Below are 23,458 nucleotides of genomic sequence, written 5' to 3'. Positions count from 1 at the left end.
GACCGTACGCAAGCCGCTGTCCCCGATTCAGCCGCTGTCCCCGCTTCCGCAACCCGCCGTTGGCACGGCCTGGAAACCCTCTCCGGATGTGACTGCGGTACACCTTCCCCAGGGGCCACTCCGCCCGGGACGCCTCCCCCGACGCGTCCCGGCCCGCGTGCTGCGGCAGATCCTGTGCCTGCTGCCGCTGCTGCTCGTGTCCGTCGTGGCCGTGCAGCACCGGTCCGTGCTCGTCGAGGGCTTCGGCCATCTGCGGGCCGCCGAGTGGCCCTGGCTGCTGGCGGCGGCCGGCGCCACCTGTCTGACCTGGGTGGCGGCCGCCTGCACCCGGCAGGGCGCGGTCGTCGACCGGTTGCCCAGGAGGCGGCTGCTCGCCACACAGTTCGCGGCGGGCTCGGCCAACCACCTGCTGCCGACCGGCCTCGGCGCGGGCGCGGTCAACCTGCGGTTCATGACCGTGTGCGGGATTCCGCTCGCCCGCTCCTCAGCCGCGCTCGCCCTGTACCTCCTGGCCGAGTCGGTCGCCCGGCTGACCCTGCTGGCGGGGCTGCTGCTCGCCTTCCCGGACGCGTTGCGGTTCGGCGCGCTGCTGCCCCACGGTGCGATGGGCCCGCTGCTGCTCGCCGTCGCCGGGGCCCTGGTCGTGGCGGCGGCCGTCCTGCTTCTCGTACGACGGCTGCGCACGGCCGTCGTGTCCTTCCTGCGCACGTCCCTGTGCGAGCTGCGCTCGGTGCACACCCGTCCGTCGCGCGCGCTCGCGCTGTGGGGCGGTTCGCTCGCCTTCCCCGCGCTGCAGGCGGCCGGACTGGTCCTGGTCGGGCTGTCGCTGGGGCTGCCGGTACCGCCCGTGCACATGGCGGTCGCGTATCTGGCGGCGACGGTCGCCGTCGCGCTCGTGCCGACGCCGGGCGGGCTCGGCTCGGTGGAGGCGGCGCTGGTCGTGGCGCTGGTGGCGGCGGGCGGTCCGGTGGCCGTGGCGACCGCGGTGGTGCTCGCCTACCGGATCATCACGGTGTGGCTGCCGCTGCTGCCGGGCGCCTTGACCCTGGGCGCGCTGGTACGGCTGAAGGTGATCTGAGCCGACTCCTGGCCTCACCAGGGAACCGGTTTGCCGTCCCGGAAGAAGCCCCCGGTCGGCCCGGTGTCGGGCAGCGTGGCGGCCCACACGATCCCGGCGGCTCCTTCGGCGACGGGACGTCCGCCACCGCCGCCCATGTCGGTGGCGACCCAGCCGGGGCAGATCGCGTTGACGAGGACGCGGTGCCGGCGCAGTTCACCGGCCAGCAGGCAGGTCAGAGCGTTGAGCGCGGCCTTGGAGACGCTGTAGGCAGGGGTGCCGCCACTCATCGACTGCAGCGAACCTCCCTCGCTGCTCACCATGACCACCCGCGGGTGCGGGCTGCGCCGCAACAGCGGGAGCAGCGCCTGGGTGACCCGCCAGGCACCGAACAGATTGGTGTCCAGGGCCCGTTGGACCTCGGCGAGGTCGGCCGACCGGGCCTGCGCCCAGGTGTCGTACAGGATCGCCGCGTTGTTGACGACCACGTCCACGCGCCCCAGCTCCCCGCCCACCCGTTCGGCCATGGCGGACACGCTCGCCGCGTCGGAGACATCGAGCCGCACCGCGCTCACCCGCTCGCCGCCCGGGTCGATTCGCGCCGCGGCGGTGCGCCCCTTTGCGAGGTCGCGGGAACCGAGCACCACGCGGTGACCGCGGCCCGCGAGCTGCCGTACGACCTCGAACCCGATACCGCGATTGGCGCCGGTCACGACGGCGACCGGCAGCGCATCCGCGTGTTCACTCAGGTTCGCCTCGCGATGTCCGCGCGGGTCATCCCGGCCGACCTGCCTGTCTGCCGGGGGCCCGGGCGTTGTCCGCCGGGAGGACGCAGCAGCTGCCATCAGGAGCACTCCCTCTGTACGGTGTTCCAGCCTCGCACAGCCGTTCCACGATCACGGCGCCGGTCGCCGCCCGCGCCGGCACTCTCGGAGAAAGGGGCCGCACCATGCCGGTCCGTACCGAACGCCAGGGACACGTCACCACGGTCATCCTCTCCCGCCCCGAGGTCCGCAACGCGGTGGACGGCCCGACTGCCGCCGAACTCGTCGCCGCCTTCCGTGAGTTCGAGGCGGACGATCAGGCGCGGGTGGCGGTCCTGTGGGGTGAGGGCGGCACCTTTTGCGCGGGCGCCGACCTCAAGGCACTCGGCACCGACCGCGGCAACCGGGTCTCGGAGGACGGCGACGGCCCGATGGGACCGACACGGCTTCGGCTGTCCAAGCCGGTGATCGCCGCCGTCGCGGGACATGCCGTGGCCGGCGGCCTCGAACTGGCGCTCTGGTGCGACCTGCGGGTCGCCGAGGAGGACGCCGTCTTCGGCGTGTTCTGCCGCCGCTGGGGCGTCCCGCTGATCGACGGCGGCACAGTACGGCTGCCTCGGCTGATCGGGCAGAGCCGCGCCCTGGACATGATCCTCACCGGGCGGGCGGTGCCGGCGCGCGAGGCGTACGAGACGGGCCTCGCCAACCGGCTCGTCCCCACCGGCACGGCACGCACCGAGGCGGAGACCCTGGCCGCCGAGATCGCCCGCTTCCCGCAGGCGTGTCTACGGGGCGACCGGGCGTCGGCACTGGAGCAGGACGGGCTGGACGAGTCGGCGGCCATGCGGGGCGAACTCCGGTACGGGATGGGCGTGTTGGCGGAAGGCCTGGAGGGGGCGGCGCGGTTCGCGGGCGGCGCGGGACGACACGGGTCGTTCACGGACGGGTGAAGGACGCGTCTGCGGCCGGGCGCGCGACATGCGGCTTCGAAGAAGTGACAAAGGCGTAGAGCAGCGTCCGTGAGGTCGTGCGTTCCTGGTCGAGCTCCGCCCGGGTCTCGGCGCGGTTGATCCGGTCGATCGACTCCAGTGCCTGCCGGCCGGCCTCCGCCGGACCCGGCTCCCTCCGTCAGCGGCTCCACCCGGAACATCGCCTCCAACGCGCCGGCCCGCAGGGCCTGTTCTTCTCCGCGCAAGTCACGCAGATCGGATTCGGGCAAGCGGTCACGCCGTGCGAACCAGAGGTCCATCTGACCCCGGCGGTAGTTCGCGAGCGCGCCGGCGAAAGCGCAGTAGGCCTCGATGCGTTCCTGCCGCAGCCGCTCGTTCCCGGTGAACTGTTCGGCCCGGTCGGCCGTGCGCCGCTGGAACACGTGGGTCAGCGCGGAGCCCAGCAGCGTGCCGAACACGGCTGTGACGCTCGTCGCAACAACCTCCATGCCCCAGAGACACCTTGAGGCCGTATCCCCTGGCTCGCAGGATCGAGGCTCCCGGACGTACACCCGCACCGCCCGCCCTTCGGATCAACACAGCACGCCCAGCGACCGCGAGGCGCAGGGACTCCCGAGGCCGCCGTGTACGGCTCCGAGTGCGACCAGGCGGAACCGGCGCAGGACGTCGTCCGAAACCGCACCGTCCCGCCGGCCACCAGGTACGAACTCCTGTGCGGAATAGGGCAGGATGAGCGGCTGCACATCCCGAACCTGGAGGTAGCCGGTGAACCGAGCGCTCACCGTGGACGACCTGGTCATCGCCTCAGTCGCGCTGGCGGCGGGCCTGTTGGCCGCGTTCCTGCTGCGTATGCTGCTGCGCTGGCTGGGCAAGCACGCCGACCGCACCCGCTGGAGCGGCGACGACGTCATCGTCGACGCGCTGCGCACAGTGGTGCCGTGGGCGGCGATCGTGGGCGGTGCGGCCTCCGCGGGCGCGGCGCTGCCGCTGACCGGAACGGTCCAGAAGCACGTCAACCAGGTGCTGACCGTGGTGCTCATCTTCGTCGTCACGGTGACGGCGGCCCGGGTGATCGCCGGGCTGGTGCGGGCGGTCACCACCTCGCGCTCCGGGGTCGCCGGGTCGGCAACGATCTTCGTCAACATCACCCGGGTACTGGTCCTGGCGATCGGCTTCCTGGTGGTGCTGCAGACGCTGGGCATCTCGATCGCGCCGATGCTCACCGCCCTGGGCGTGGGCGGTCTGGCGGTCGCGCTGGCGTTGCAGGACACCCTCGCCAACCTCTTCGCGGGCATCCACATCCTCGCCTCGAAGACCGTGCAGCCCGGTGACTACATCCGGCTGAGCAGCGGCGAGGAGGGCTACGTCGAGGACATCAACTGGCGTCAGACGACCGTGCGCGCACTCTCCAACAACCTCGTCGTCATCCCCAACGGGCAGCTGGCGAAGACGAACATGACCAACTTCATGCGCCCCGAGCAGCGGCTGACCATCCTGGTCCAGGTCGGAGTCGCCTACGACAGTGACCTGGAGCAGGTCGAGCGCGTGACCCTGGAGGTCATCGCCGAGGTGATGACCGGGATCGCCGGCGCGCTCCCGGACCACGAGCCGGCGATCCGCTTCCACACCTTCGGCGACTCCCGGATCGGCTTCACGGTCATCCTGGGCGTGGGCGAGTTCAGCGACCAGTTCCGGATCAAGCACGAGTTCGTCAAGGCGCTGCACAGGCGCTACCGCGAGGAGGGCATCCGCATCCCGGCGCCCGCGCGGACGGTGGCACTGCAGCAGGGGTCGGTGACCATCCCGCAGCAGCGTGGCCCGCAGGAGGCGGCCGTCGAGGCGGGCGAGATGTCCGCCCGCCTCGACTGAGAGCCTGAGGGTTCAAGGGCTCGGCGAGGTCAGAGCGTCGCCGAGTTCTCGTGCCAGTGCCCGCCCCTGCGGCTGTGCGGTGAGGCGAACGCCGAGTTCACCGGCGTGACCGTCCAGTCCGGGTGGCCGGGCATCCGCGGCGTCTTCGTACCGTAGAGCCAGTCCCTGAGGAAGCCGGACAGGTCCTGACCGGAGACCTCCGAGGCGACGGCGATGTAGTCGTCCGTCGTCGCCGAGGAGTTGCGGTGCCGGTCGAGGAAGGACCGCTCGATGGCGTGGAAGACGTCCTCGCCGACGACCTGGCGCAGCGCGTACAGGACCAGGACTCCGCCCGTGTAGCGCTGGCTGTCGAAGAGGTTCAGCGCGTTCGGGGCCGCGACCGGCCCGGAGTCGTGGCGCCACTGGTCGCCGACACCGTAGGTGTACTTCATGCGGTCCTCGAACGTGCTGTAGCCGAGCGAGTCGGTCCAGCCGCGCTCGTAGCGGTACAGCAGCCCGTAGAAGTCGGCGTGGCCCTCGTTCAGCCACAGGTCGGCCCAGTTGGCGGGGCTGACGAGGTTGCCGAACCAGGAGTGGACCAGCTCGTGCATCATGTGCGAGCCGATCTTCTTCTCCTCCTGGAGCAGGAAGTTCGGCTTGTACAGGGTGAGGGTCTGCGTCTCCAGGCCGGTGAAGTCGAAGGCGTTCGGGTTGTCGGAGTTGCAGGGCAGCAACCCGTACGTCTCGAAGGGGAACGCCCCGAGCCGCTGCTCCAGCCAGTCGACCAGCCCGGGAGTCAGCGCGAGCGCCGGTTCCAGGGCGGCGGCGCGGGCGGTCGGCACCACGTCCCGCAGCGGCAGCCCGTGCGGGCCCTGACGGTCCTTGACGACGTAGTCGCCGACCGTGATCTGCACCAGTTCGGTGGCCATCGGCTCACGGGAGCGGTACGCGTACGCCGTGCGGCCGTCGGCGAGGGTCTCGGTGCCGACGAGCAGGCCGTTCGCGACGCCTCGCAGGCCGGCCGGGACGGTGACGCGGAAGGTGAAGTCCGCCTTGTCCGACGGGTGGTCGTTGCAGGGGAAGACGGTGTGCGCCGAGTTCGGCTGCGGGCAGATCGCGAAGCCGTCCGGAGTGACGACCCAGGCGGTGTGCGCGAGGGTGCGGCTCGGGTCCGCGCCGTACTCGATGCACACGGTCGTCCGGACTCCGGCGGGCAGCAGGCGGACGGGCGTGATCCGCAGCTTCTCGTCCGCCTGATCGAAGACGGCGCTGCGGCCGCCGACGCGCACGGAGCGTATGTCGAGGCCGAGGGCGTCCAGCGAGAAGCGGGTGAGTGCCTGGGTGGTGGTGATCCTCAGGGTGGCGGTGGCGTCGACGAGCTTGGTCGTCGGGTCGTAGGAGACGTCGAGGTGGTAGGCGGAGACTCGGTAGCCGTCGTTGCCGAGGGTGGGGAAGACGGAGTCGCCGAGGGTCTCGGGGCCCGGGGTGCCGTTGTCCTTCGGCGTGCCCTTGTCCTTCGGTGCGGCGGACGCCGTACCCCCCACGGTCAGTGCCGCGGCCGTGCCGATCAGGGCGGCCGCGGGGGCCGTCACTCTGCTGCGATATCTCATGGTCAGCTTTCGCTCTGGCGGCCGGGAGGTCAGCTCCGGCCGTCGACGATCAGATGCACGATCTCCTTCCAGGACCCGGGAGCGGCCGCTTTGGTTGCACGGCGGGCGTGCGGATCCGGTTCCGGAGTGTGGGACGTGTGGCCGGGCCCCTGTCGAGCCGACCTCGATCAGGAGATATCTTGATGTCGAGCAATGTTGCAGACGTGGAGCGGAGCACCCGGTGACTGACTCGACCATCTTCTATACGCACACTGACGAGGCCCCGGCCCTGGCGACGTATTCCTTCCTGCCGGTGGTCCAGGCGTACGCCTCGCAGGCGGGTGTCTCCGTGGAGACCCGTGACATCTCGCTGGCCGGGCGCATCATCGCCCTGTTCCCGGAGTACCTGACCGAGGACCAGCGGATCCCGGACGCCCTCCACGAGCTGGGCGAGCTGGCCAAGACGCCCGAGGCCAACATCATCAAGCTGCCGAACATCTCGGCGTCGATCCCGCAGCTGAAGGCCGCCATCGCCGAGCTGCAGAGCCAGGGCTACGCGCTGCCGGCGTACCCGGACGACCCGAAGACCGACGAGCAGCGGGACATCCAGGCCCGCTACGACAAGGTCAAGGGCTCCGCCGTGAACCCGGTGCTGCGTGAGGGCAACTCCGACCGCCGCGCCCCCGCGTCGGTCAAGAACTACGCCAAGACCCACCCGCACCGCATGGGCGCCTGGACCGCCGAGTCCAAGACCAACGTGGCGACCATGGGTGAGAACGACTTCCGGTCCACCGAGAAGTCCACGGTGATCTCCGAGGCCGGCGCGCTGCGGATCGAGCTGCTGGGCGAGGACGGCACCACCACCGTGCTGCGCGAGTCCGTACCGGTGCTCGCGGGCGAGGTCGTCGACGCCTCCGTGATGCGCGCCGCCGCGCTCAACGAGTTCCTCGCCGCGCAGGTCGCCCGCGCCAAGGCCGAGGGCGTGCTCTTCTCCGTGCACCTGAAGGCCACGATGATGAAGGTCTCCGACCCGATCGTCTTCGGCCACGTGGTGCGCGCCTTCTTCCCGAAGACCTTCGCGAAGTACGGCGAGACGCTCGCCGCGGCCGGTCTGTCCCCCAACGACGGTCTGGGCGGCATCCACAAGGGCCTGGAGGCCCTGCCGGAGGGCGCCGAGATCAAGGCCTCCTTCGACGCCGAGCTCGCCGAGGGCCCGGCCCTGGCGATGGTCGACTCCGACAAGGGCATCACCAACCTGCACGTGCCGTCCGACGTGATCGTCGACGCCTCGATGCCCGCCATGATCCGCACCTCCGGCCACATGTGGGGCCCGGACGGCCAGGAGGCCGACACCCTCGCGGTGCTGCCGGACTCCTCCTACTCCGGCGTCTACCAGGCCGTCATCGACGACTGCCGTGCCAACGGCGCCTACGACCCCGCCACCATGGGCTCGGTCCCGAACGTCGGCCTGATGGCGCAGAAGGCCGAGGAGTACGGCTCCCACGACAAGACCTTCGAGATCAAGGCGGCCGGCACGGTCCGTCTGGTCGACCAGGCCGGCAACGTCGTCCTGGAGCAGCCGGTCGCGGTCGGCGACATCTTCCGCGCCTGCCAGACCAAGGACGCGCCGATCCGCGACTGGGTGAAGCTGGCCGTCACCCGCGCCCGCGCCACCGGCGACCCGGCGGTGTTCTGGCTGGACGAGACCCGCGGCCACGACGCCGTGATCATCGAGAAGGTCAGGCAGTACCTGCCGGAGCACGACACCGAGGGCCTGGACATCCGGATCCTCGCCCCGGTCGAGGCGACCAAGCTGTCGATCGAGCGCATCCGCCGCGGCGAGAACACCATCTCGGTGACCGGCAACGTGCTGCGCGACTACCTCACCGACCTCTTCCCCATCCTGGAGCTGGGTACCAGCGCCAAGATGCTGTCGGTCGTCCCGCTGATGGCGGGCGGCGGCCTGTTCGAGACGGGCGCCGGCGGCTCCGCGCCGAAGCACGTCCAGCAGCTGGTCAAGGAGAACTACCTGCGCTGGGACTCGCTGGGCGAGTTCTTCGCGCTGGTACCGTCCCTGGAGCAGTACGCCACGGCCACCGGCAACACCCGCGCCAAGGTCCTGGCCGACACCCTCGACCGCGCCACGGCGACCTTCCTCAACGAGGACAAGTCCCCGACCCGCCGCGTCGGCGGCATCGACAACCGCGGCAGCCACTTCTTCCTGTCCCTGTACTGGGCGCAGGAGCTGGCCGCGCAGACCGAGGACGCGGACCTGGCGAAGGCCTTCGCCCCGCTCGCCGAGACGCTCACCACGAACGAGCAGAAGATCGTGGACGAGCTGCTCGCCGTCCAGGGCAAGCCGGTCGACATCGGCGGCTACTACCAGCCCGACCCGGCCAAGGCCGCCGCGGTCATGCGCCCGTCGGCCACCTGGAACGAGGCGCTGGCGTCCCTGAGCTGACGCACCGGGCCTCGACGGCCCGTTCCTGACTCCGCCCCGGTCGGCACACTGCCCGGCCGGGGCGGAGCCGTGTCACGAACGGCGTACCACGGCAGGTGTCCGGTGGCCCGGCTCGGTCTACTGAGCAGGGGCACCGAACCGAGGAGGCAAGTCATATGGCTGTTGTGTTGTCCATGACCTGGCCGGGGGTCACGCCCCAGCAGTACGAAACCGTGCGGCAACTGGTCGACTGGGAGCAGGACCAGCCGGACGGCGCCGTCCTGCACGTGGCCTGGTTCGACGGGGGTGCACTGCACGTCACCGACGTGTGGAACGCCCAGTCCGACTTCGAGCGGTTCTTCGCCGGACGGCTGGCGGGCGCCGTCAAGGAAGCCGGCATCACCGGTGAGCCGCAGTCCACGTTCTCGCCGCTCCAACGGCGTTTCGTGGCCTCCGGAGTCAGCGGCGGCGCCTGAGCCACGCCAGGCGCTCCGCGCGCTGCGCCGACGTGCGGCAACGGCGCGGCGCGCGGCGCCCCTTCGGCCACACCGTGAGCCCTTGGCAGGCCTGCGGATATCTCGCGGCGACCGGCAGCGGGATACTGGCAGGCTGTGGTCATGGAGTTCTTCTGTTACCACCGTGACCGGCCCGGATCCCACAGCCTGCGTGGCGAGTTGGTGGAGGAGCACTGGTCCTACATGGACCGGTATGCGGCGGAGTTGATCGCCCGTGGTCCGACCTTCGCCGACGACGGTGAGACGGTCTCCGGGAGTGTGCACATCGTCGATCTCCCCGATGCCGCGGCCGCCCGCGCGTTCGCCTTCGACGAGCCCAACTACCAGGCCGGAGTGTACCGGGACGTGCTGCTGCGGCGGTGGCGGAATCTGCTGGGGCGCACGATGTGGGAGTTTCCCGGTGGGGCGAGCGGAGGCGACCGGTTTCTCGTGCTCGGCCTCGGTGCCGGCCCGGCGGCCGACCTTGAACTGCCGGCCGACCGGGCGGAGTTGATCGCGTACGGGCCGCTGTTGTCCGACGACGGCGTCAGCCGGCTCGGTACGGCCGCGCTGCTGCGGGCCGCGGACCCGGACCGGGCCCGCGCCGTGCTCACCGCGGAGCGCTACGCCGACGTCGAGGTGCACGCCTGGGAGTTCGGCGGGCGGCGCTGATGAACTCCACGGCACCGTCACCGTCCTTCGCGTTGCTGTCCGGCGCGGCCGACTCCCCCGTCATCCTGCATGTGCCGCACTCGGCGCGGGGGATTCCGGCCGATGTGCGGGCGGGCATCCTGCTGAACGGCCCGGCCCTGGAGCGGGAGTTGGACCACATCACCGACTCGCACACCGCGGAGCTCGCCGCGGCGGCGGCAGAGCTGGCCGGGGTCACTCCCTGGCGGTTCGTGAACCTGCTCTCCCGGCTGGTCGTCGATCCGGAGCGGTTTCCCGACGAGCGGGAGGAGATGCTCTCCGTCGGCATGGGCGCCGTGTACACGCGGACCACGCACCGGGAGGCGCTGCGGGGCGACGGCACCGACCCCGGGCCGCTGATCGAGCGGTACTTCCGGCCGTACGCGCAGGCCATGACGGAGGCGGTGGCCGATCGGCTGGCCGTCACCGGGCGTGCCGTGATCGTGGACGTCCACTCCTACCCGAGCGCGCCGCTGCCCTACGAGCTGCACGGCGAGGGCCCGCGGCCGCCCGTGTGCCTGGGCACCGACTCCTTCCACACGCCTCCCGAGCTGCTGGCCGCGGCACGCGAGGTGTTCGCGTCGTGCGGGGAGACGGGGCTGGACAGCCCGTTCAGCGGGACGTACGTGCCTCTTGAGTTCTACGGGAAGGACGCACGGGTCGGCGCCCTGATGGTGGAGATCCGGAGGGACACGTACATGAGCGAGCCGGGCGGGCCCGCCGGATCCGGGCTGGCGCGGCTGGCGGAGGCGCTGGCCGCGCTCGTCGACGCCGTGACGGGTTGAGGCACGGGCTCCGACCTCCGGCTGGAGCACTCCCGCGCGACAGGGGCGCGGGCCGCGGTGAGGGTGGGGGCATGACTGAGGAGATCACCACGCTGACGGAGCGGGTCCCGCCCCCGGTACGGGAGTGGCCCGCGCACGACCTGGCCGGGACGGAGTTCGACCCGGTGCTCGCGGACCTCATGCGCGAGGGCCCGCTCACCCGCATCCGGCTGCCGCACGGCGAGGGCTGGGCGTGGCTGGCCACCCGCTACGACGACGTCAAGCTGATCACCAACGACCCGCGGTTCAGCCGCACGGAGGTCACCCGCCGTCAGGTGACCCGGCTCGCCCCGAACTTCGCGCCCCGGCCGGGCTCGCTCGCCTGGGCGGACCAGCCCGACCACAACCGGCTGCGCAGGCCGATCGCGGGTGCTTTCACCGTGGGCGCGATGAAGCGGCTGCGGCCCCGCGCGCAGCAGATCCTCGACGAGCTGCTCGACGGGGTCGTACGCGACGGACCGCCGGCCGATCTGGTCGAGCGGGTCCTCGAACCCTTCCCGATCGCCGTGGTCAGCGAGGTGATGGGGGTGCCCGTCGAGGACCGGGAGCAGGTGCACGCCTGGACGCGGCAGATCATCTCCACCTCAGGTGGGTCCGAGGCCGCCGACCGGGCCAAGAACGGCATGTACGGGTGGATCAGGGACACCATCCGTGCGCGCGCAGAGAGTACGGCCGAGGACGTGTACGCGCTGCTCGGCGGTGCCGTCGGCCGTGGCGAGATCAGCGAGGAGGAGGCCGTGGGCCTCGCCGGGCCCCTGCAGATCGGCGGCGAGGCCGTCACCCACAACTGCGGCCAGATGCTGTTCCTGCTGCTCACCCGGCCGGAGTTGAGGGAGCGCATGAGGGAGCCGCAGGCGCGCGGGCGGGTGCTCGACGAGCTGCTGCGCTTCATCCCGCACCGCGCCTCGGTCGGCCTGGCCCGCGTCGCCCTGGAGGACGTCGAGCTGCACGGCCACCGCATCAGCGCCGGCGACCCGGTGTACGTCTCCTACCTGGCCGCCAACCGCGACCCGGACGTCTTCCCCGAACCGGACCGGATCGACCCCGGCCGCGAACCGAACGCGCATGTGGCGTTCGGCAACGGCACGCACTACTGCACCGGCGCCGTGCTTGCCCGGCTGCAGACCGAGGTACTCGTCGGCACGGTCCTGGAGCGGCTGCCGGGCCTGCGCCTCACGGTCCCCGCCGACCAGGTCGTATGGCGCCGCAAGACCATGATCCGCGGGCCGCAGACCCTGCCCGTCACCTGGTGAGGACAGGGTCCCGCGTCAGGCCGTCAGCCAGTCCGTGACGAGCACTCCCCCGCCGGTCCGCAGCCGTAGCGCGAAGGGGCCGACGGGGGGTTCGCCGTGGGTGAAGCGCCCCATGTCGTCGGTGGTCAGCGGAGAGCCCGCCTGCGGGCCGCTGAGCACCTCGATGTCGGCCGTCTGCGGCGGCAGAACCTGTCCCATGAGCCCCTGCGCGGACAGTTCGACGTCGACGGTCACCCCGCCCGCGTGGAACGTGAGCATCCGCGGCACGTCCGTCGCTCCCCTGACGGGGATGGCGTCGACCACCGAGTCGAAGGTCAGCTCGGCGATGCGGGCTTCGAGGTCGTGCAGCGCGAAGGCGTCGACGGCGATCTGCCGCAGCCCGGCCGGCACCGGGTCCAGGATGGCCGCGGCCCTGCGGAGTTCCTCCGCCAACAGGTCGTACGCCACGTCGTCGATGCCGTCGAGGGCGTTGATGAGGTCGTTGATGTCGTCGTTGTTGTCGGCGTCGTTCATGTCGGTCACACCGCTCCCCGTGCTTCCAGTCGTGCCCGCAGGCGCCGCAGACAGCGCTGGCGGAGCGGTCCGATGCTGCCCACGGCGATGCCCAGCGCCGCGGACACCTCCTGGTAGCTGGGCGGCGGCGAGGCCATCAGGACGCGCAGCAACTGCCTGCAGCGATCGCCGAGTTCCTCGAACTCCTGCCACAGGTGCCGGATGCGCTCGGTCTCTGCGGCAGCCTCCTCCAGGTCGAGGAACGACTGCTCGGGCGTACGGTCCTCACTGACCCGGTCGAGCAGTTGGGGATCGTCCGTGGGGGTCAGCCGCCTCAAGCTCTTGAGGACCTTCAGGGACTCGTGGCGCGCGGTGCTCGCCAGCCAGGACCCGGCCTTGTCGGGTTCACGGATGCGCCCCAGGTGCTGGGCGAAGCGGAACCAGACCGTCTGGTACACCTCGTGCGCGTCGGCCTCGGAGAGCCGGTGCGCGCGCACGACGGACCACACCAGTGGGCTCAGCCCCTCCACGAGCGCCTTCCAAGCCGCCGCGTCGCCGTCGACGGCGGACTGGACCAGCGCGCCGACATCTGCTCGGTCCACGGACCCACCCCTCGTGTACGGCAAGTCATCGTACGCCGTGGAGGGGACCGTTCCAGACCTCATGCGCGGGGAGCGAGCTGCACGACCGGACCCGGGCGCCAACCGGCCGGGCGCAGCGCCGGTACGTGCGCCCCGCGTACTTCCGCGAACCCGGTGTTGTGCGCGAGCAGTTGCTTACGGGCGGCACGCGCGTCGCTCATCTTGTTGGCCGTCATATAGGCGGCGACCATGCCGGCGGCCACGGGAGCGGAGAACGAGGTGCCGCTCCAGTGTGCGTACCCCTCGAACATCACCTGGTCCGCCTTGACGGAGGTGGGCGTGCCGGCCTCGCTCAGCGCGCCGGTGTGGCGCGGGTACTGGCAGGTGCAGGCGTAGGTGAAGCCGAAGCGGCAGGCGTCGTACGTGGAGTGCTGGTAGACGTACGGGACGGGCGCGTCGAAGCCGGTCAGGGCGCTGGTGAGGCGCTCGCCGGGGGCGTAGACGTTCACCCAGGAGCCGTGGTTGCTGAAGCAGGCGCCGTATTCGCCGTCGCTGCGCAGCGCGCCGACGGAGAGGACGGCGTCCGAGTAGTCGGGCAAGGAGGCGTAGGCGGCGGGCCAGAACGGTGTGGCGCTGGCGTTGTTGCCGGCCGCGGCCACCAACAGGGTGCGCTGGGTGCGCAGTTCCTGCATGAAGCTCTCGACGCCGAGCAGGCCGTCGGCGCGGCCGTTGGAGGTGCCGGCGGACAGGCTGATGACGTCCGGCCAGCCGTGCTCGTCGACTGCGTCGAAGAGCCGCTGCCCGAACTCGGACTCAAGAATGGCACCGGCGTCGTTGAGGGTGTTGCGCACGGTGACGTTCGTGTTGGGTGCGACGGCCGCGAGGAGGCCCGCGATGAACGTGCCGTGGCCGACGTACTGCAGCAGGTTGCCCTGGTCGTCGGTCTCGGTGCCGTGCAGGTCGCCCTCGACGTGGGCGAGCAGCGGCACCATGCCGTGGTCGTGGGTGAGGCCGTTGTCGACGACGAGGACGCCCACGGCGGTGTCCGCGTCGTGACCGGCCTGGGCCGCGGCCGGGTTGGTGCCCTGGGTGAGCGGGGCGGGCACGGGCTCGTCGCCGGGACAGGAGTTGACCGCGATCGACACCACGTGGTTGCGGCTGACCAGCCGGTGCTGGGCGCGCCCCTCGTGCTCGCGCATGGCCCGCAGGGCGTGCGCGACCGCCCGGTCGCCGCGCCGGTCGCCGTGGCCCGGGTCGCCGACCTGGATGCGGGTGATGCCCGAGCGGTTGGTCTCCGGACTCACCCGCCGCACATGGTCGGCGGTCAGGCCGGTCGCCTCGGTGAAGTGGCCGCGCACGGTGTCCTCGACGAGCCGCGCCTCCTCACCGTCGCGGGCCAGGACCACGCCCTTCTCGTAGATGAACTCCGCCGCGTCGTCGGGCCCCAGAGCGAGCGAGACGTCCGGCATCGAACGCTGGATCTGGTCGAACTGCTCGTGGAATCGCTGCGGTGCCATGGCGTGTCCTCCCCCTTGAGGCGACTGTCGTCAGTCAGAGTCGCGGAGCCGTCGATTGATACAGCGCCAAACCGGTGTGGGGCGCAACCACGGCCACTACCATCCTTTGAGTGACAGCGGGAAGCGACTCGGTTCTCGAACTGCTGCCGATGGTGTTCGCCGACCCCGGCGAGGCCCGGGCGCGGGCACAGGGCGTGCTGGACTCCGGTCCCACGCCGTGGCGCGCCTCCGTCGCGCACCAGGTGATCGGCATCTGGCAGCGGGACTGGGGCGACATGCGGATCGCGCTGCACCATCTGCGCCGCGCCCGCGATCTGGCCGCGCGCGCCCAGGCGCCCGACCGGGAGGCGGACATCCTGGCCACCCTCGGCGTGGCGCTGGTGCACTCCGGCCGCACCCGGCAGGGCCTGGAGGCGCTGGAGCGGGGTGTCGCGGTGAGCAGCGGGCACACCCGCGCGCGTGTCCTGTTCCGGCGGGCCTACGCGTCCTGGGTGCTGGGCCGGCACCGGGAGGCGCTGGAGGACGTACGCCGGGCGATTCCCGTGCTGCGGCAGGCGGATGACGTCATATGGACGGCGCGGGCGCTGACCCTGCGGGCCACGGTGCATCTGGCTCTCGGGGCGGTGGACCGGGCGGAGGCGGACTTCACCGCCGCGCATGCCCAGTGGGACACCACCGGCCAGGAGCACGACAAGGCGGACGTGGTGGAGAGCCGGGGACTCGCCGCGTTCCGGTCGGGCGACATCCCGGTCGCGCTGCGGCTTCTGGACGAGGCCGAGGAGCGGTACGCCAAGCTGGGCACGCCGTCGTTCATGCTCTACATCCGGCGCTGCGAGGTGTTGATGGCCGCCGGGCTCGCCCCCGAGGCGCTCGCCGAGGCGGACACGGCCATAGGGGCGCTCGACGGCATCGGCGGGCAGTCCACCCGGAAGGCAGAGCTGCTGCTGGTCGCGGCCCGCGCGGCGCGTCTGGCGGGCGATCCGCACACGGCGATCGCGCGCGCGGCGCTGGCGGTACGGCTGTTCGCCGGGCAGCGGCGCACCTGGTGGGAGACGCATGCCCGGCTGGTGCTGATCGAGGCGCGGGTGGCCGCCGGGCGCCGCTCGGGACGCCTGGTCGCGGACGCGGCGGCGGTGGCCGAGCGGCTCGCCTCGTTCGGCGCGCCGGCCGCCCCGGAGGCCTCGCTGCTCGCGGGCCGGATCGCGCTGGGCCTCGGCTGGACGGCGGACGCCGAGCGGCATCTGGCCGTCGCCGCCCGCTCCCGGCACAGCGGGCCGCCGCTGGCGCGGATGACGGGCTGGGCCGCGCAGGCGCTGCGCGCGCGGGCCGCCGGTTCCGGCCGGGGCGTCCTGGAGGCGTGCCGGCGTGGCCTCGACGTGCTCGACGACCACCGGATGACGCTGGGTGCCTCCGAGCTGCGGGCCCGCGCCACCGAACAGGGCGCGGAGCTGGCCGCGTTGGCCCAGCGGGCGAGCCTCGACGCGGGCAGCCCGCGCCGGCTGCTGATGTGGAGCGAACGCTGGCGGGCCACCGTCCTGTCCACGCCGCCCACCCGGCCGCCCGCCGACCCGGTCCTGCTCGGCAGCCTGACGGCGTTCCGGGAGATCGCCGCCCGCGCGGAGGAGGCCCGCAGCGACGGCCACCCGATCCCGACCCTGGAGCGTGAACAGCGGCGTCTGGAGCGGGAGATCCGCTCCCGGACCCTGCACATGCGCGGCGACGGGCCGGGCGCCGAGGACCGCTTCGACGTCGGCAGGCTGCTGGAACGGCTGGGCGAGGTGCGGCTGGTGGAGCTCGCCGTGCTCGACGGCCGGGTCCAGGTGCTGCTGTGCGGGCAGGGGCGGGTGCGGCGGTTCGAGGCGGGGCTGCTCGCCGACGCCGAGACCGAGGCCGAGCATGTGCAGGCCGGGCTGCGGCGGTTGGCCCACCCGGGCGCGGAGGCGCGGCTTCCGGTGGTCGAGGCCATGGGCCGCCGACTGGAGGAGCTGCTGCTCGGACCGGCCGCCGTCCAACTGGGCGGCGGCCCGGTGGTGGTCGTACCGCCCGGCAGGCTGCACCGCGTGCCGTGGGCGCTGCTGCCGTCGCTGCGGGAGCGGGTGCTGAGCGTGTCGCCGTCGGCCGGCAGCTGGCTGCGCGCCCACGAGACCGAGCCGCCGCCCGGCGGCCGCCACGTCCTGGTCCGCGGACCGGGGCTCGCCACCGGCGGCGCGGAAGTACCCGAACTCGCAGACCGCTACGGCAGACCCACCCTGCTGGAACACGACGACGCGCGCGTGCCGCGTGTCCTGGAGGAACTCGACGGCGCCACGCTGGCCCACATCGCCGCGCACGGCACGTTCCGCGCCGACAGCCCCCTGTTCTCCGCACTGCGAATGGCCGACGGGCCGCTCATCGTCCACGACTTCGAACGCCTGGCGCGCAGCCCGTACCGGATCATCCTGTCCAGCTGCGACACCGCCCGCCTCGCCTCGGTAGGCGCGGACGAACTCCTCGGCCTGGTCACCGCCCTGCTGCCCCTCGGCACGGCGGGGGTCGTGGCCAGCAGCGCACCAGTCAACGACCACGCCGTGGTGCCGCTGATGCTCGCCCTGCACAAGGGTCTGAGCGCGGGCCTGTCGCTGGCCGAGGCCCTGCGCGACGCGCGCGCCTCGCTGCCGGGGGATGCGCTGCACCAGGCGACGGGGTGGGCGTTCACGGCGTTCGGGGCGGCCTGAACTCGCGGGGCGTCGGCCCGAGTAGTCCTGGACGCGGCGCCCCAGAACGACGGTCACAGAATGATCACTCTCCTCACAGATTCTTCACATGCCTCCTTGTGGGGCACTACGGTCACTCCACCTGAAACACCCAGGGGGACGAGATGACCAACCCGTACACGGCACCCATACCGCCGGCGCCACGCCCGCCGGACATGCGTCCGCTGCGCAAGCGCAAGCGAGTGTGGCTCGGCGGCGCCGGCCTGCTCTTCGCGGGCGCGCTCATCGCCTCCCCCGCGAACAGCGACAAACAGCCCGTCGAGGCCAAGGTCAAGCCCGCGACGACCATCACGGCGACCGTGACGGCCACGCCGGAGCCGGGTCCGACGGTCACCGAAACCGTCAAGGCCGCGGCGAAGCCCGGCCCGACGGTCACCGTCACCAAGACCGCCGCCGCCAAAGCCGCCGGCACGGGCAGCAACAGCACCAGTAGCAGTAGCAGTAGCAGTAGCAGTAGCAGTAGCAGCCAGGACAGCGTGGGCACGTGCTCGATCACGTCCAACGCGGGCAACTGCTACTCGGCGGGACAGTTCTGCCGCGACAGCGACCACGGGGCGGTCACGACCACCGCGGGCGGCACGTCGATCAAATGCACGTACAGCGCGAGCCGGTGGCGCTGGACCTACGCCTGACGAGACACACCCGGCGCTCCCGGCAGCGGTCGGCGGCCTGACCCCTCCCCCGAATACTGGGGGTCAGACCGCCGGTTCATGGGCGCGGCTCAGGCGGGCTGCGCGTCCGGCAGCTCCACGAGCCACGGCAGAGCGCCCCGGTCGCTCGCACCGAGCCGGGCGTAGGCGCTGTAGAGGTGATTGCCGACGGTGCGGATGGACAGCGTGAGCTGTTCCGCGATCTGCCGGTTGCTCAGGCCCGCGGCCGCCAGGGTGACGATCTGCCGCTGGCGGGCGGTCAGTTCGCCCAGGACCAGCCCCGCCAGGGCCGGGGTGCGGGCGCCCTGGCAGCGGCGGGCCAGGGCGACGGCGCGCGTGCGTGAGGTGCGTGCGGCGCGGGGGTCGCGGTGCGCACGCACGGCCTGCGCGTACGCCTCGGCCGCGAACAGCAGGAACCCGCGCCCCTCCAGCGCCTCCGCGGCCCGGTCCAGCGCCGGTCCGTCCTCGCGGGCCAGCGCCTCGGCGTGCAGGGCGAACAGACCGTCGGCGGGGAGGCGCTCGGCGACCTTCTCCGGGGCTCCGAGCCGTACGGCGTCGTAGAGGGCGAACGCGCCGGCACTGCCGGCGATCTCGGCCGTCGCGGCGCCCCTGCGATCGGAGCTCGCGGCCATGCCGTCGCTGCCGTCGCCGTACCGTCGCACCATGCCGTCGGTGGTGTCGCCGATCGCCGCCAGCGCCCCGTCCACGTCCCCGCGGGCCGCGATCAGCCAGGCGGACGGCTCGTCCAGGTCAGGGTGGTCCGCCACGGCCTCCCGGGCCCTCGCCGCATCCCCCGACTGTGCGGCGGCCAGGGCGAGTTCGGTACGGCAGGACGCGTCGTCCGCAGCGCCCCGCAGCCCTTCGCGCGCCCAGGCCGCCGCCTCCCGCAGCTCCCCCCGAAGCCGCGAGAACCGCGCGCGCACGGCCGCGTACCCGGCGGGTACCGGTGCGCCCTCCTGAGCGAGCCACTCCCCCACGGGCGTCGGCAGCAACCGTACGTCCGTCTGCTCGATCCGGCGGGTCAGCGCTGCCGACTCGGCGGCGAGGGCCGCGGCGCACTGTGCCGGTGTGCGGGACAGGCGCCTCGCCCGGAGCCTGCCGGCCGCGGAGCGCAGCACCGGGCCGTGCAGGGGGTGGACGAGGCGGACCGTGCCCTGGTTGTCCTGGTCGCACTGGTCGTCGATGCGGATCAGGCCGTCGGCCTCGAGGTTTTCCAGGAGGCACAGGTCGAGGTCGTCCATGTGCAGGGGCAGGGGCTCCGCGAAGGCCAGGCGTTCGAGGATCCCGCGCTCCTCGGAGCCGGGACGTTCGAGGACCTGGGCGGTGCGCTGGCGGACGGTCGCCGTCACCGGCACCGGGCCGCGCCACGCCCATTCGTCCGTGTCCGGGAGGAGGCGGGTGAGCAGACCGCGCTCGCGCACGGCGTCCATCAGTTCGCGCAGCAGCCTCAGGTCTCCCTGGCACAGGTGGTGGAGGCGGTTCAGGGTGAGCGGCTCCAGGCTGCCCCCGGCGCCCGCCGCGAGGAGCTGCTCGGTGTCCTCGCGGGGCAAAGGCTCCAGGGCGAGGCGCGGCAGCAGCTCCCCGGTCCACAGCCGGGAGATCGCCCCGGGGTAGGGGCCCCCGTCGGCGACGACGACCAGGCGGGTGCGGCCGTGCACGGCCAGCTGGTGCACGAGAGCGGCCGAGGCGTCGTCGAGCAGGTGCGCGTCGTCGACCACCAGCAGCCGTACCCCGGACAGGAGTTGGACCGCCCGGTGCAGGGAGACCGCCTCGGGCAGCAGGTGGGCGAACGCGGCGAAGGGGAGGTGCCGGGTCTCGGGCGTCCCGGCCGCGCGGGCGCGGTCGCTGCCCCGCACGGCCTCGGTGACCAGCCGGGTCTTGCCACAGCCGACCGGGCCGGTGACCACGATGCCGTGCCGGCCTGCGGTCAGGGAGCGGCGGATCAGCTCGAGCTCGTCCTCACGTCCGGTGAACTGCCAGGGCAGTTCAAGGGTCTTCGCCTCGCGTTCGAAAGTCGTCACGGGAGTATGAGCGCGAGTACTCAACCCTGATACAGGGTGACTTGAGTAGCCCCCGACTCAGGCGCCTGTCACCCCGCCCACGGCAACCTGTGCGCATGACCGGACGCTGCTGCTCCCTCGCGCAGCGGTCGGCCCCCGCTTTCACACCGGGGCTGACCGCCGAGCGGCTCAGTGCGCTCGTCGGCGGACGGTCGATGTGGGTCAACGGCACGGTTGTGCACTACTGGTTCTTCGACGGCGACTCCGACGGGTCGGTCATTCCGGTACCGGGAACCGGGCAGTCCCGCCGGGTCTCGTGGGTCGGCACCAAGGAACAGCGGGACGTGGTGCGCGAATGCTTCCAGGAGTGGCAGGGCCTCGGCATCGGCGTGTCGTTCGTCGAGGTCGGCGACCGCTCGGAGGCCGAGCTGCGCATCGGGTTCCAGCTCGGTGACGGCTCCTGGTCGACGGTGGGCAAGGACTGTCTGCGGGTCGGCCAGAACGAACGCACCATGAACTTCGGCTGGGACCTGACCGCGCCCGGGGAGCACGGGACGGCACTGCACGAGATCGGGCACGCGCTCGGCATGCTGCACGAACACCAGAGCCCGTTCGCCGGCATCCACTGGGACGACGAGGCCGTCTACGCCGAGCTGGCTGGCCCGCCGAACTTCTGGAGCCGGGACAGGACGTTCTCCAACATCCTGCGCAAGCTCGACCCGGACGAGGTCAACGGCTCCGTCTGGGACCCGCAGTCGATCATGGAGTATGCGTTCTCGGACGGGCTGATCCTGGAGCCGGAGCAGTTCCGCGGGGGCCTGCACCCGCCCGGCACACTCTCGCCGGCCGACAAGGAGTTCGTGCTGCGCTGGTATCCGCCGGCCGACGTGCCACGGCCGCCCTCGCTCGTGCCCTTCCGCTCCGCGCCGCTCGGCATCGGCCCCGGCGAGCAGGCCGACTTCACCGTCGACCCGCCTCAGACCCGCGAGTACACCATCGGCACCTTCGGCGCGAGCGACTCCGTCGTCGTGGTCTTCGAGGAGCGGGACGGGGAAGCCCGCTACCTCGCCGGCCGGGACGACGGCGGAGCACCGCACAACGCCACCATCAAGGCCCGGCTCGTCAAGGGCCGCCGCTACTTCGTCCGAGTACGTCTGTACTCCGCGTGGGGTCCGGGGGAATCAGCGGTCATGTGCTGGTGACAGCACAGATCCGCGCCCACGCGGTCAGCCGGCCCACAGTCCGGCGCCGGGGGAGCGGTCGGGGAACGGTTGCCTTCGGGGGAGGGAAACCGTTCCCCGACCCATGTCCGGGGGGGCGCCCTCGCAGACTCCCGTTCCGGGGGTGATGTCAGTGGCGGCCGATAGCTTCGAGGCATGCGTCGATCACCCATCAGTGGATACGTCATCGGCGAGAACCTCCGACCGGGCGCGGTCTTCCAGCCCGAGGGGCTGCGCCTGCGCAACGTCACCCGCATCGACGTCTCGGCCGGTGCGAACCCCGCGCGTGAGTCCGGAGACGATCTACCAGGCGATCTATGTCCAGGCCCGGCAGCCCGGACTCTCGACGCTCGTCGAATGGGAGACCGACAGCGACGACGTGAGCGGACTCGCGGAGGCGCTCGCCGCAGCGCTGGAGCCGGAGAACGGCTGGTACGCCGACTTCACCGCCGGGGACGAGCGCGTGGTCGTCTTCGCCGGGAAGGTGTTCCGGTACCGGCGCGGGGACGAGGCGGGCCGCGCCGAAGCGGTCGCTTACGGGCGGTCGGTGGGGACTCCCGGGCATCAGCTCGACTGGAGCGAGTGAGCGGGGAGTGACGGGGGTCAGTCGCCGCTCTTGTGCACCGCGCCGTCGAGGAGGGGGCCCAGTTCCCGGGACACGTTCGTCAGCGCGCGGACGTCGCGCTCGGCCCGGGCGATGAGGATCGCCCCCTCCAGGGCTCCGATCATGAGCGTGGCGAGGACCCCGGCGCGTTCCTCGGGTACGCCCATGTCCGCCAGAGCGCGGGCGACCGAGCCGTTCCAGGTGCGGAACGCGGCGGCCACGGCCTCCCGTGTGGACGCGGTGGACTCGGCGCAGTCCACCGTGGCGGCCGCCACCGGGCAGCCGCCCGCGAACCCGGCGGTCTCGTACTCGTCGGTCCACTGGCGCACCATCTCGGCGAACAGCCCGCCGGGCGTCGGCGTGGGCAGCGCGGCGAGGAAGCGGTCGATCCGGTTGCCCGCGTAGCTCCCGGCCCAGCCCACCGCCTCGTTGACGAGCTGCTCCTTGCCTCCGGGGAAGTAGTGCTGGAGCGAACCGCGTGGCGCCTGCGCGTAAGCGGCGACCTCGCGCATCCCCGTGGATGCGACCCCGTCGCGCCGGATGAGCTGGGCCGCGCCGAAGACCATCCGCTCCCGTGGTCCACGCCGGGGCGTCTGTGCCGCCGTCATCCTCGGTCTCCTCCCAGCCCGCCGTGCACTGCCGAACCTCCCTCGCACTCTATGACCGCTGTCATAGCGCGGGCTACTATGACCACTGTCATAGTCGGGGGCAGTGGCAGCCCGGCTGCCTCCGGGTGAGCCAGGACGGTGGTGCGTCGTGTACGTGGGTTTCGTCGGCCTCGGGGTCATGGGGCAGCCCATGGCGCTCAACCTCGCCCGCGCCGGGACTCCTCTGGTCGTCTTCAATCGCACTCCGGCCCGGTGCGAAGCCCTGCGGGCCGCCGGAGCCGAGGTCGCGGCGAGCCCCGCCGAGGTCTTCGACCGGGCAAGGACCGTGATTCTGATGCTGGCCGACGAGAGCGCCGTCGACGCGGTCCTGGGGCGCGGCACCCCGGACTTCGCCGCGCGGCTCACCGGGCACACCGTCGTCCACATGGGCACGACCTCGCCGGAGTACTCGGCCGGCCTGCGGGAGTCCGTCCACAGCGCGGGCGGGCGTTACGTCGAGGGCCCGGTCTCCGGGTCCCGGGTCCCGGCGGAGCACGGACAGTTGGTGGCGATGCTGGCGGGGGACGACGACGCCGTGCAGGCCGTACGGCCGCTGCTGGCCCCCATGTGCCGGGAGACGTTCGGCTGCGGACCCGTACCGGGCGCACTGCTGATGAAGTTCTCGGTGAACCTGTTCCTGATCACGCTGGTCACCGGGCTGACCGAGGCGTTCCACTTCGCCGACCGGCACGGACTCGACCCGCGGCTGCTGCGGGATGTCCTGGACGCGGGCCCGATGGCCAGCGCCGTCTCCCGGACGAAGGCACCCAAGCTGCTGGACCGGGACTTCACCGTCCAGGCGGCGGCCGCGGACGTCCTCAAGAACAACCGGCTGATCGCGGAGGCCGCCCGCAAGGCCGGTCTCGCCTCCCCTCTGCTCGACGTCTGCCACACCCTCTTCGGTGAAACGGTGGCGCAGGGCCATGGTGGCGAGGACATGGTGGCGGTGCTGCGGGCGCTGGAGGCCCGGTCGGACGGCGCTGCCGTATCCACCGGTCCCGCGCCTTCCGGGTCCGATGTTTCGGCTGGGTTTCCGTTGCCCTGAGGCGCCGTGGCGATGGTCAAGACTTGCACAGGAACGCTTG

General features: G+C 72.2%; 21 protein-coding genes and 1 pseudogene. 13 read left to right on the top strand and 9 right to left on the bottom strand.

The features are described from left to right. Nucleotides 1–88: 88 nt before the first annotated feature. The gene (locus LJ657_RS30950; protein ID WP_372487990.1) at nt 89–1,078 is read left to right on the top strand and encodes a lysylphosphatidylglycerol synthase transmembrane domain-containing protein; all 990 of its coding nucleotides are present in this window, start codon (nt 89–91) and stop codon (nt 1,076–1,078) included. Nucleotides 1,079–1,092: 14 nt separating this feature from the next. Here the strand turns inward: LJ657_RS30950 and LJ657_RS30945 are convergent, their stop codons facing one another. Further along, on the bottom strand, nt 1,093–1,902 hold the full coding sequence (locus tag LJ657_RS30945; protein WP_232652142.1) for an SDR family oxidoreductase: 810 nt from the start codon (nt 1,900–1,902) through the stop codon (nt 1,093–1,095). Between the two features lie 104 nt (nt 1,903–2,006). Between LJ657_RS30945 and LJ657_RS30940 the strand changes: the two genes are divergently transcribed. After that, nucleotides 2,007–2,771, top strand: a complete 765-nt coding sequence (locus LJ657_RS30940; protein ID WP_232652141.1) for a crotonase/enoyl-CoA hydratase family protein — start codon at nt 2,007–2,009, stop codon at nt 2,769–2,771. On the opposite strand, the gene LJ657_RS49520 is transcribed toward LJ657_RS30940, so the two are convergent. Then, on the bottom strand, nt 2,758–2,892 hold the full coding sequence (locus tag LJ657_RS49520; protein ID WP_505016523.1) for a hypothetical protein: 135 nt from the start codon (nt 2,890–2,892) through the stop codon (nt 2,758–2,760). The genes LJ657_RS30940 and LJ657_RS49520 overlap by 14 nt on opposite strands. A 112-nt stretch (nt 2,893–3,004) precedes the next feature. Then, nucleotides 3,005–3,070 (bottom strand): annotated as a pseudogene (locus tag LJ657_RS49515) (hypothetical protein); the annotation flags it as partial. Nucleotides 3,071–3,536: 466 nt separating this feature from the next. Between LJ657_RS49515 and LJ657_RS30935 the strand changes: the two are divergent. Continuing rightward, the gene (locus LJ657_RS30935; protein ID WP_232652140.1) at nt 3,537–4,640 is read left to right on the top strand and encodes a mechanosensitive ion channel family protein; all 1,104 of its coding nucleotides are present in this window, start codon (nt 3,537–3,539) and stop codon (nt 4,638–4,640) included. Nucleotides 4,641–4,669: 29 nt separating this feature from the next. Here the strand turns inward: LJ657_RS30935 and LJ657_RS30930 are convergent, their stop codons facing one another. After that, nucleotides 4,670–6,229, bottom strand: coding sequence for a M1 family metallopeptidase (locus LJ657_RS30930; protein WP_232652139.1), 1,560 nt, complete (start codon nt 6,227–6,229; stop codon nt 4,670–4,672). Between the two features lie 220 nt (nt 6,230–6,449). Here LJ657_RS30930 and LJ657_RS30925 point away from each other — a divergent pair, with 220 nt between their 5' ends. From LJ657_RS30925 to LJ657_RS30905, 5 genes are all read left to right on the top strand, one after another. After that, the gene (locus LJ657_RS30925; RefSeq protein WP_232652138.1) at nt 6,450–8,669 is read left to right on the top strand and encodes an NADP-dependent isocitrate dehydrogenase; all 2,220 of its coding nucleotides are present in this window, start codon (nt 6,450–6,452) and stop codon (nt 8,667–8,669) included. 155 nt (nt 8,670–8,824) lie between these two features. After that, the gene (locus LJ657_RS30920; protein ID WP_232652137.1) at nt 8,825–9,124 is read left to right on the top strand and encodes a hypothetical protein; all 300 of its coding nucleotides are present in this window, start codon (nt 8,825–8,827) and stop codon (nt 9,122–9,124) included. 141 nt (nt 9,125–9,265) lie between these two features. Next, on the top strand, nt 9,266–9,814 hold the full coding sequence (locus LJ657_RS30915) for a YciI family protein (protein ID WP_232652136.1): 549 nt from the start codon (nt 9,266–9,268) through the stop codon (nt 9,812–9,814). Beyond that, nucleotides 9,814–10,617, top strand: a complete 804-nt coding sequence (locus LJ657_RS30910) for an N-formylglutamate amidohydrolase (RefSeq protein WP_232652135.1) — start codon at nt 9,814–9,816, stop codon at nt 10,615–10,617. Before LJ657_RS30915 ends, LJ657_RS30910 begins: the two co-directional genes overlap by 1 nt. 71 nt (nt 10,618–10,688) lie before the next feature. Next, the gene (locus LJ657_RS30905; RefSeq protein WP_232652134.1) at nt 10,689–11,909 is read left to right on the top strand and encodes a cytochrome P450; all 1,221 of its coding nucleotides are present in this window, start codon (nt 10,689–10,691) and stop codon (nt 11,907–11,909) included. A 15-nt stretch (nt 11,910–11,924) separates the two neighbouring features. On the opposite strand, the gene LJ657_RS30900 is transcribed toward LJ657_RS30905, so the two are convergent. The 3 genes from LJ657_RS30900 to LJ657_RS30890 are packed head-to-tail and all read right to left on the bottom strand — an operon-like array spanning nt 11,925 to nt 14,499. After that, the gene (locus LJ657_RS30900) at nt 11,925–12,422 is read right to left on the bottom strand and encodes a hypothetical protein (RefSeq protein ID WP_232652180.1); all 498 of its coding nucleotides are present in this window, start codon (nt 12,420–12,422) and stop codon (nt 11,925–11,927) included. A 5-nt stretch (nt 12,423–12,427) separates the two neighbouring features. Continuing rightward, nucleotides 12,428–13,003, bottom strand: a complete 576-nt coding sequence (locus LJ657_RS30895) for an RNA polymerase sigma factor (RefSeq protein ID WP_232652133.1) — start codon at nt 13,001–13,003, stop codon at nt 12,428–12,430. 59 nt (nt 13,004–13,062) lie between these two features. Further along, nucleotides 13,063–14,499, bottom strand: coding sequence for a S8/S53 family peptidase (locus tag LJ657_RS30890; RefSeq protein WP_232652132.1), 1,437 nt, complete (start codon nt 14,497–14,499; stop codon nt 13,063–13,065). 110 nt (nt 14,500–14,609) lie between these two features. On the opposite strand from LJ657_RS30890, the gene LJ657_RS30885 reads away from it, so the two are divergent. Together LJ657_RS30885 and LJ657_RS30880 are read left to right on the top strand one after the other, a co-directional pair. Continuing rightward, nucleotides 14,610–17,213 (top strand): CHAT domain-containing protein, encoded by a 2,604-nt coding sequence (locus LJ657_RS30885; protein ID WP_232652131.1) that lies wholly within the window; start codon nt 14,610–14,612, stop codon nt 17,211–17,213. A 143-nt stretch (nt 17,214–17,356) separates the two neighbouring features. Beyond that, complete coding sequence (locus LJ657_RS30880; protein ID WP_232652130.1) at nt 17,357–17,884, top strand: hypothetical protein; 528 nt, start codon at nt 17,357–17,359, stop codon at nt 17,882–17,884. Nucleotides 17,885–17,973: 89 nt separating this feature from the next. On the opposite strand, the gene LJ657_RS30875 is transcribed toward LJ657_RS30880, so the two are convergent. Then, nucleotides 17,974–19,923, bottom strand: a complete 1,950-nt coding sequence (locus tag LJ657_RS30875) for a LuxR family transcriptional regulator AbsR2 (protein ID WP_232652129.1) — start codon at nt 19,921–19,923, stop codon at nt 17,974–17,976. Between the two features lie 95 nt (nt 19,924–20,018). Between LJ657_RS30875 and absR1 the strand changes: the two genes are divergently transcribed. Continuing rightward, a complete protein-coding gene (gene absR1 / locus LJ657_RS30870; protein WP_232652128.1) occupies nt 20,019–21,104 on the top strand; it encodes a beta-glucuronidase AbsR1 in 1,086 nt (361 codons plus the stop codon). A 304-nt stretch (nt 21,105–21,408) separates the two neighbouring features. Next, entirely contained in the window at nt 21,409–21,708 is a 300-nt protein-coding gene (locus LJ657_RS30865; RefSeq protein WP_232652127.1) for a hypothetical protein, read from the top strand. A 17-nt stretch (nt 21,709–21,725) separates the two neighbouring features. Here LJ657_RS30865 and LJ657_RS30860 read toward each other — a convergent pair whose 3' ends face one another. Beyond that, nucleotides 21,726–22,334, bottom strand: coding sequence for a TetR/AcrR family transcriptional regulator (locus LJ657_RS30860; RefSeq protein ID WP_232652126.1), 609 nt, complete (start codon nt 22,332–22,334; stop codon nt 21,726–21,728). Between the two features lie 148 nt (nt 22,335–22,482). Between LJ657_RS30860 and LJ657_RS30855 the strand changes: the two genes are divergently transcribed. Beyond that, nucleotides 22,483–23,418 carry an NAD(P)-dependent oxidoreductase gene (locus tag LJ657_RS30855; protein WP_232652125.1) on the top strand — a complete coding sequence of 312 codons (936 nt, stop codon included), beginning with the start codon at nt 22,483–22,485 and terminating at the stop codon, nt 23,416–23,418. The last annotated feature ends 40 nt before the right edge of the window (nt 23,419–23,458 follow it).

Source organism: Streptomyces guryensis (assembly GCF_021261325.1).
GTDB classification, from domain to species: domain Bacteria; phylum Actinomycetota; class Actinomycetes; order Streptomycetales; family Streptomycetaceae; genus Streptomyces; species Streptomyces guryensis.
The sequence above is the reverse complement of the archived record's forward strand: the minus strand, read 5'-3'. Positions and strand labels throughout refer to the sequence as shown.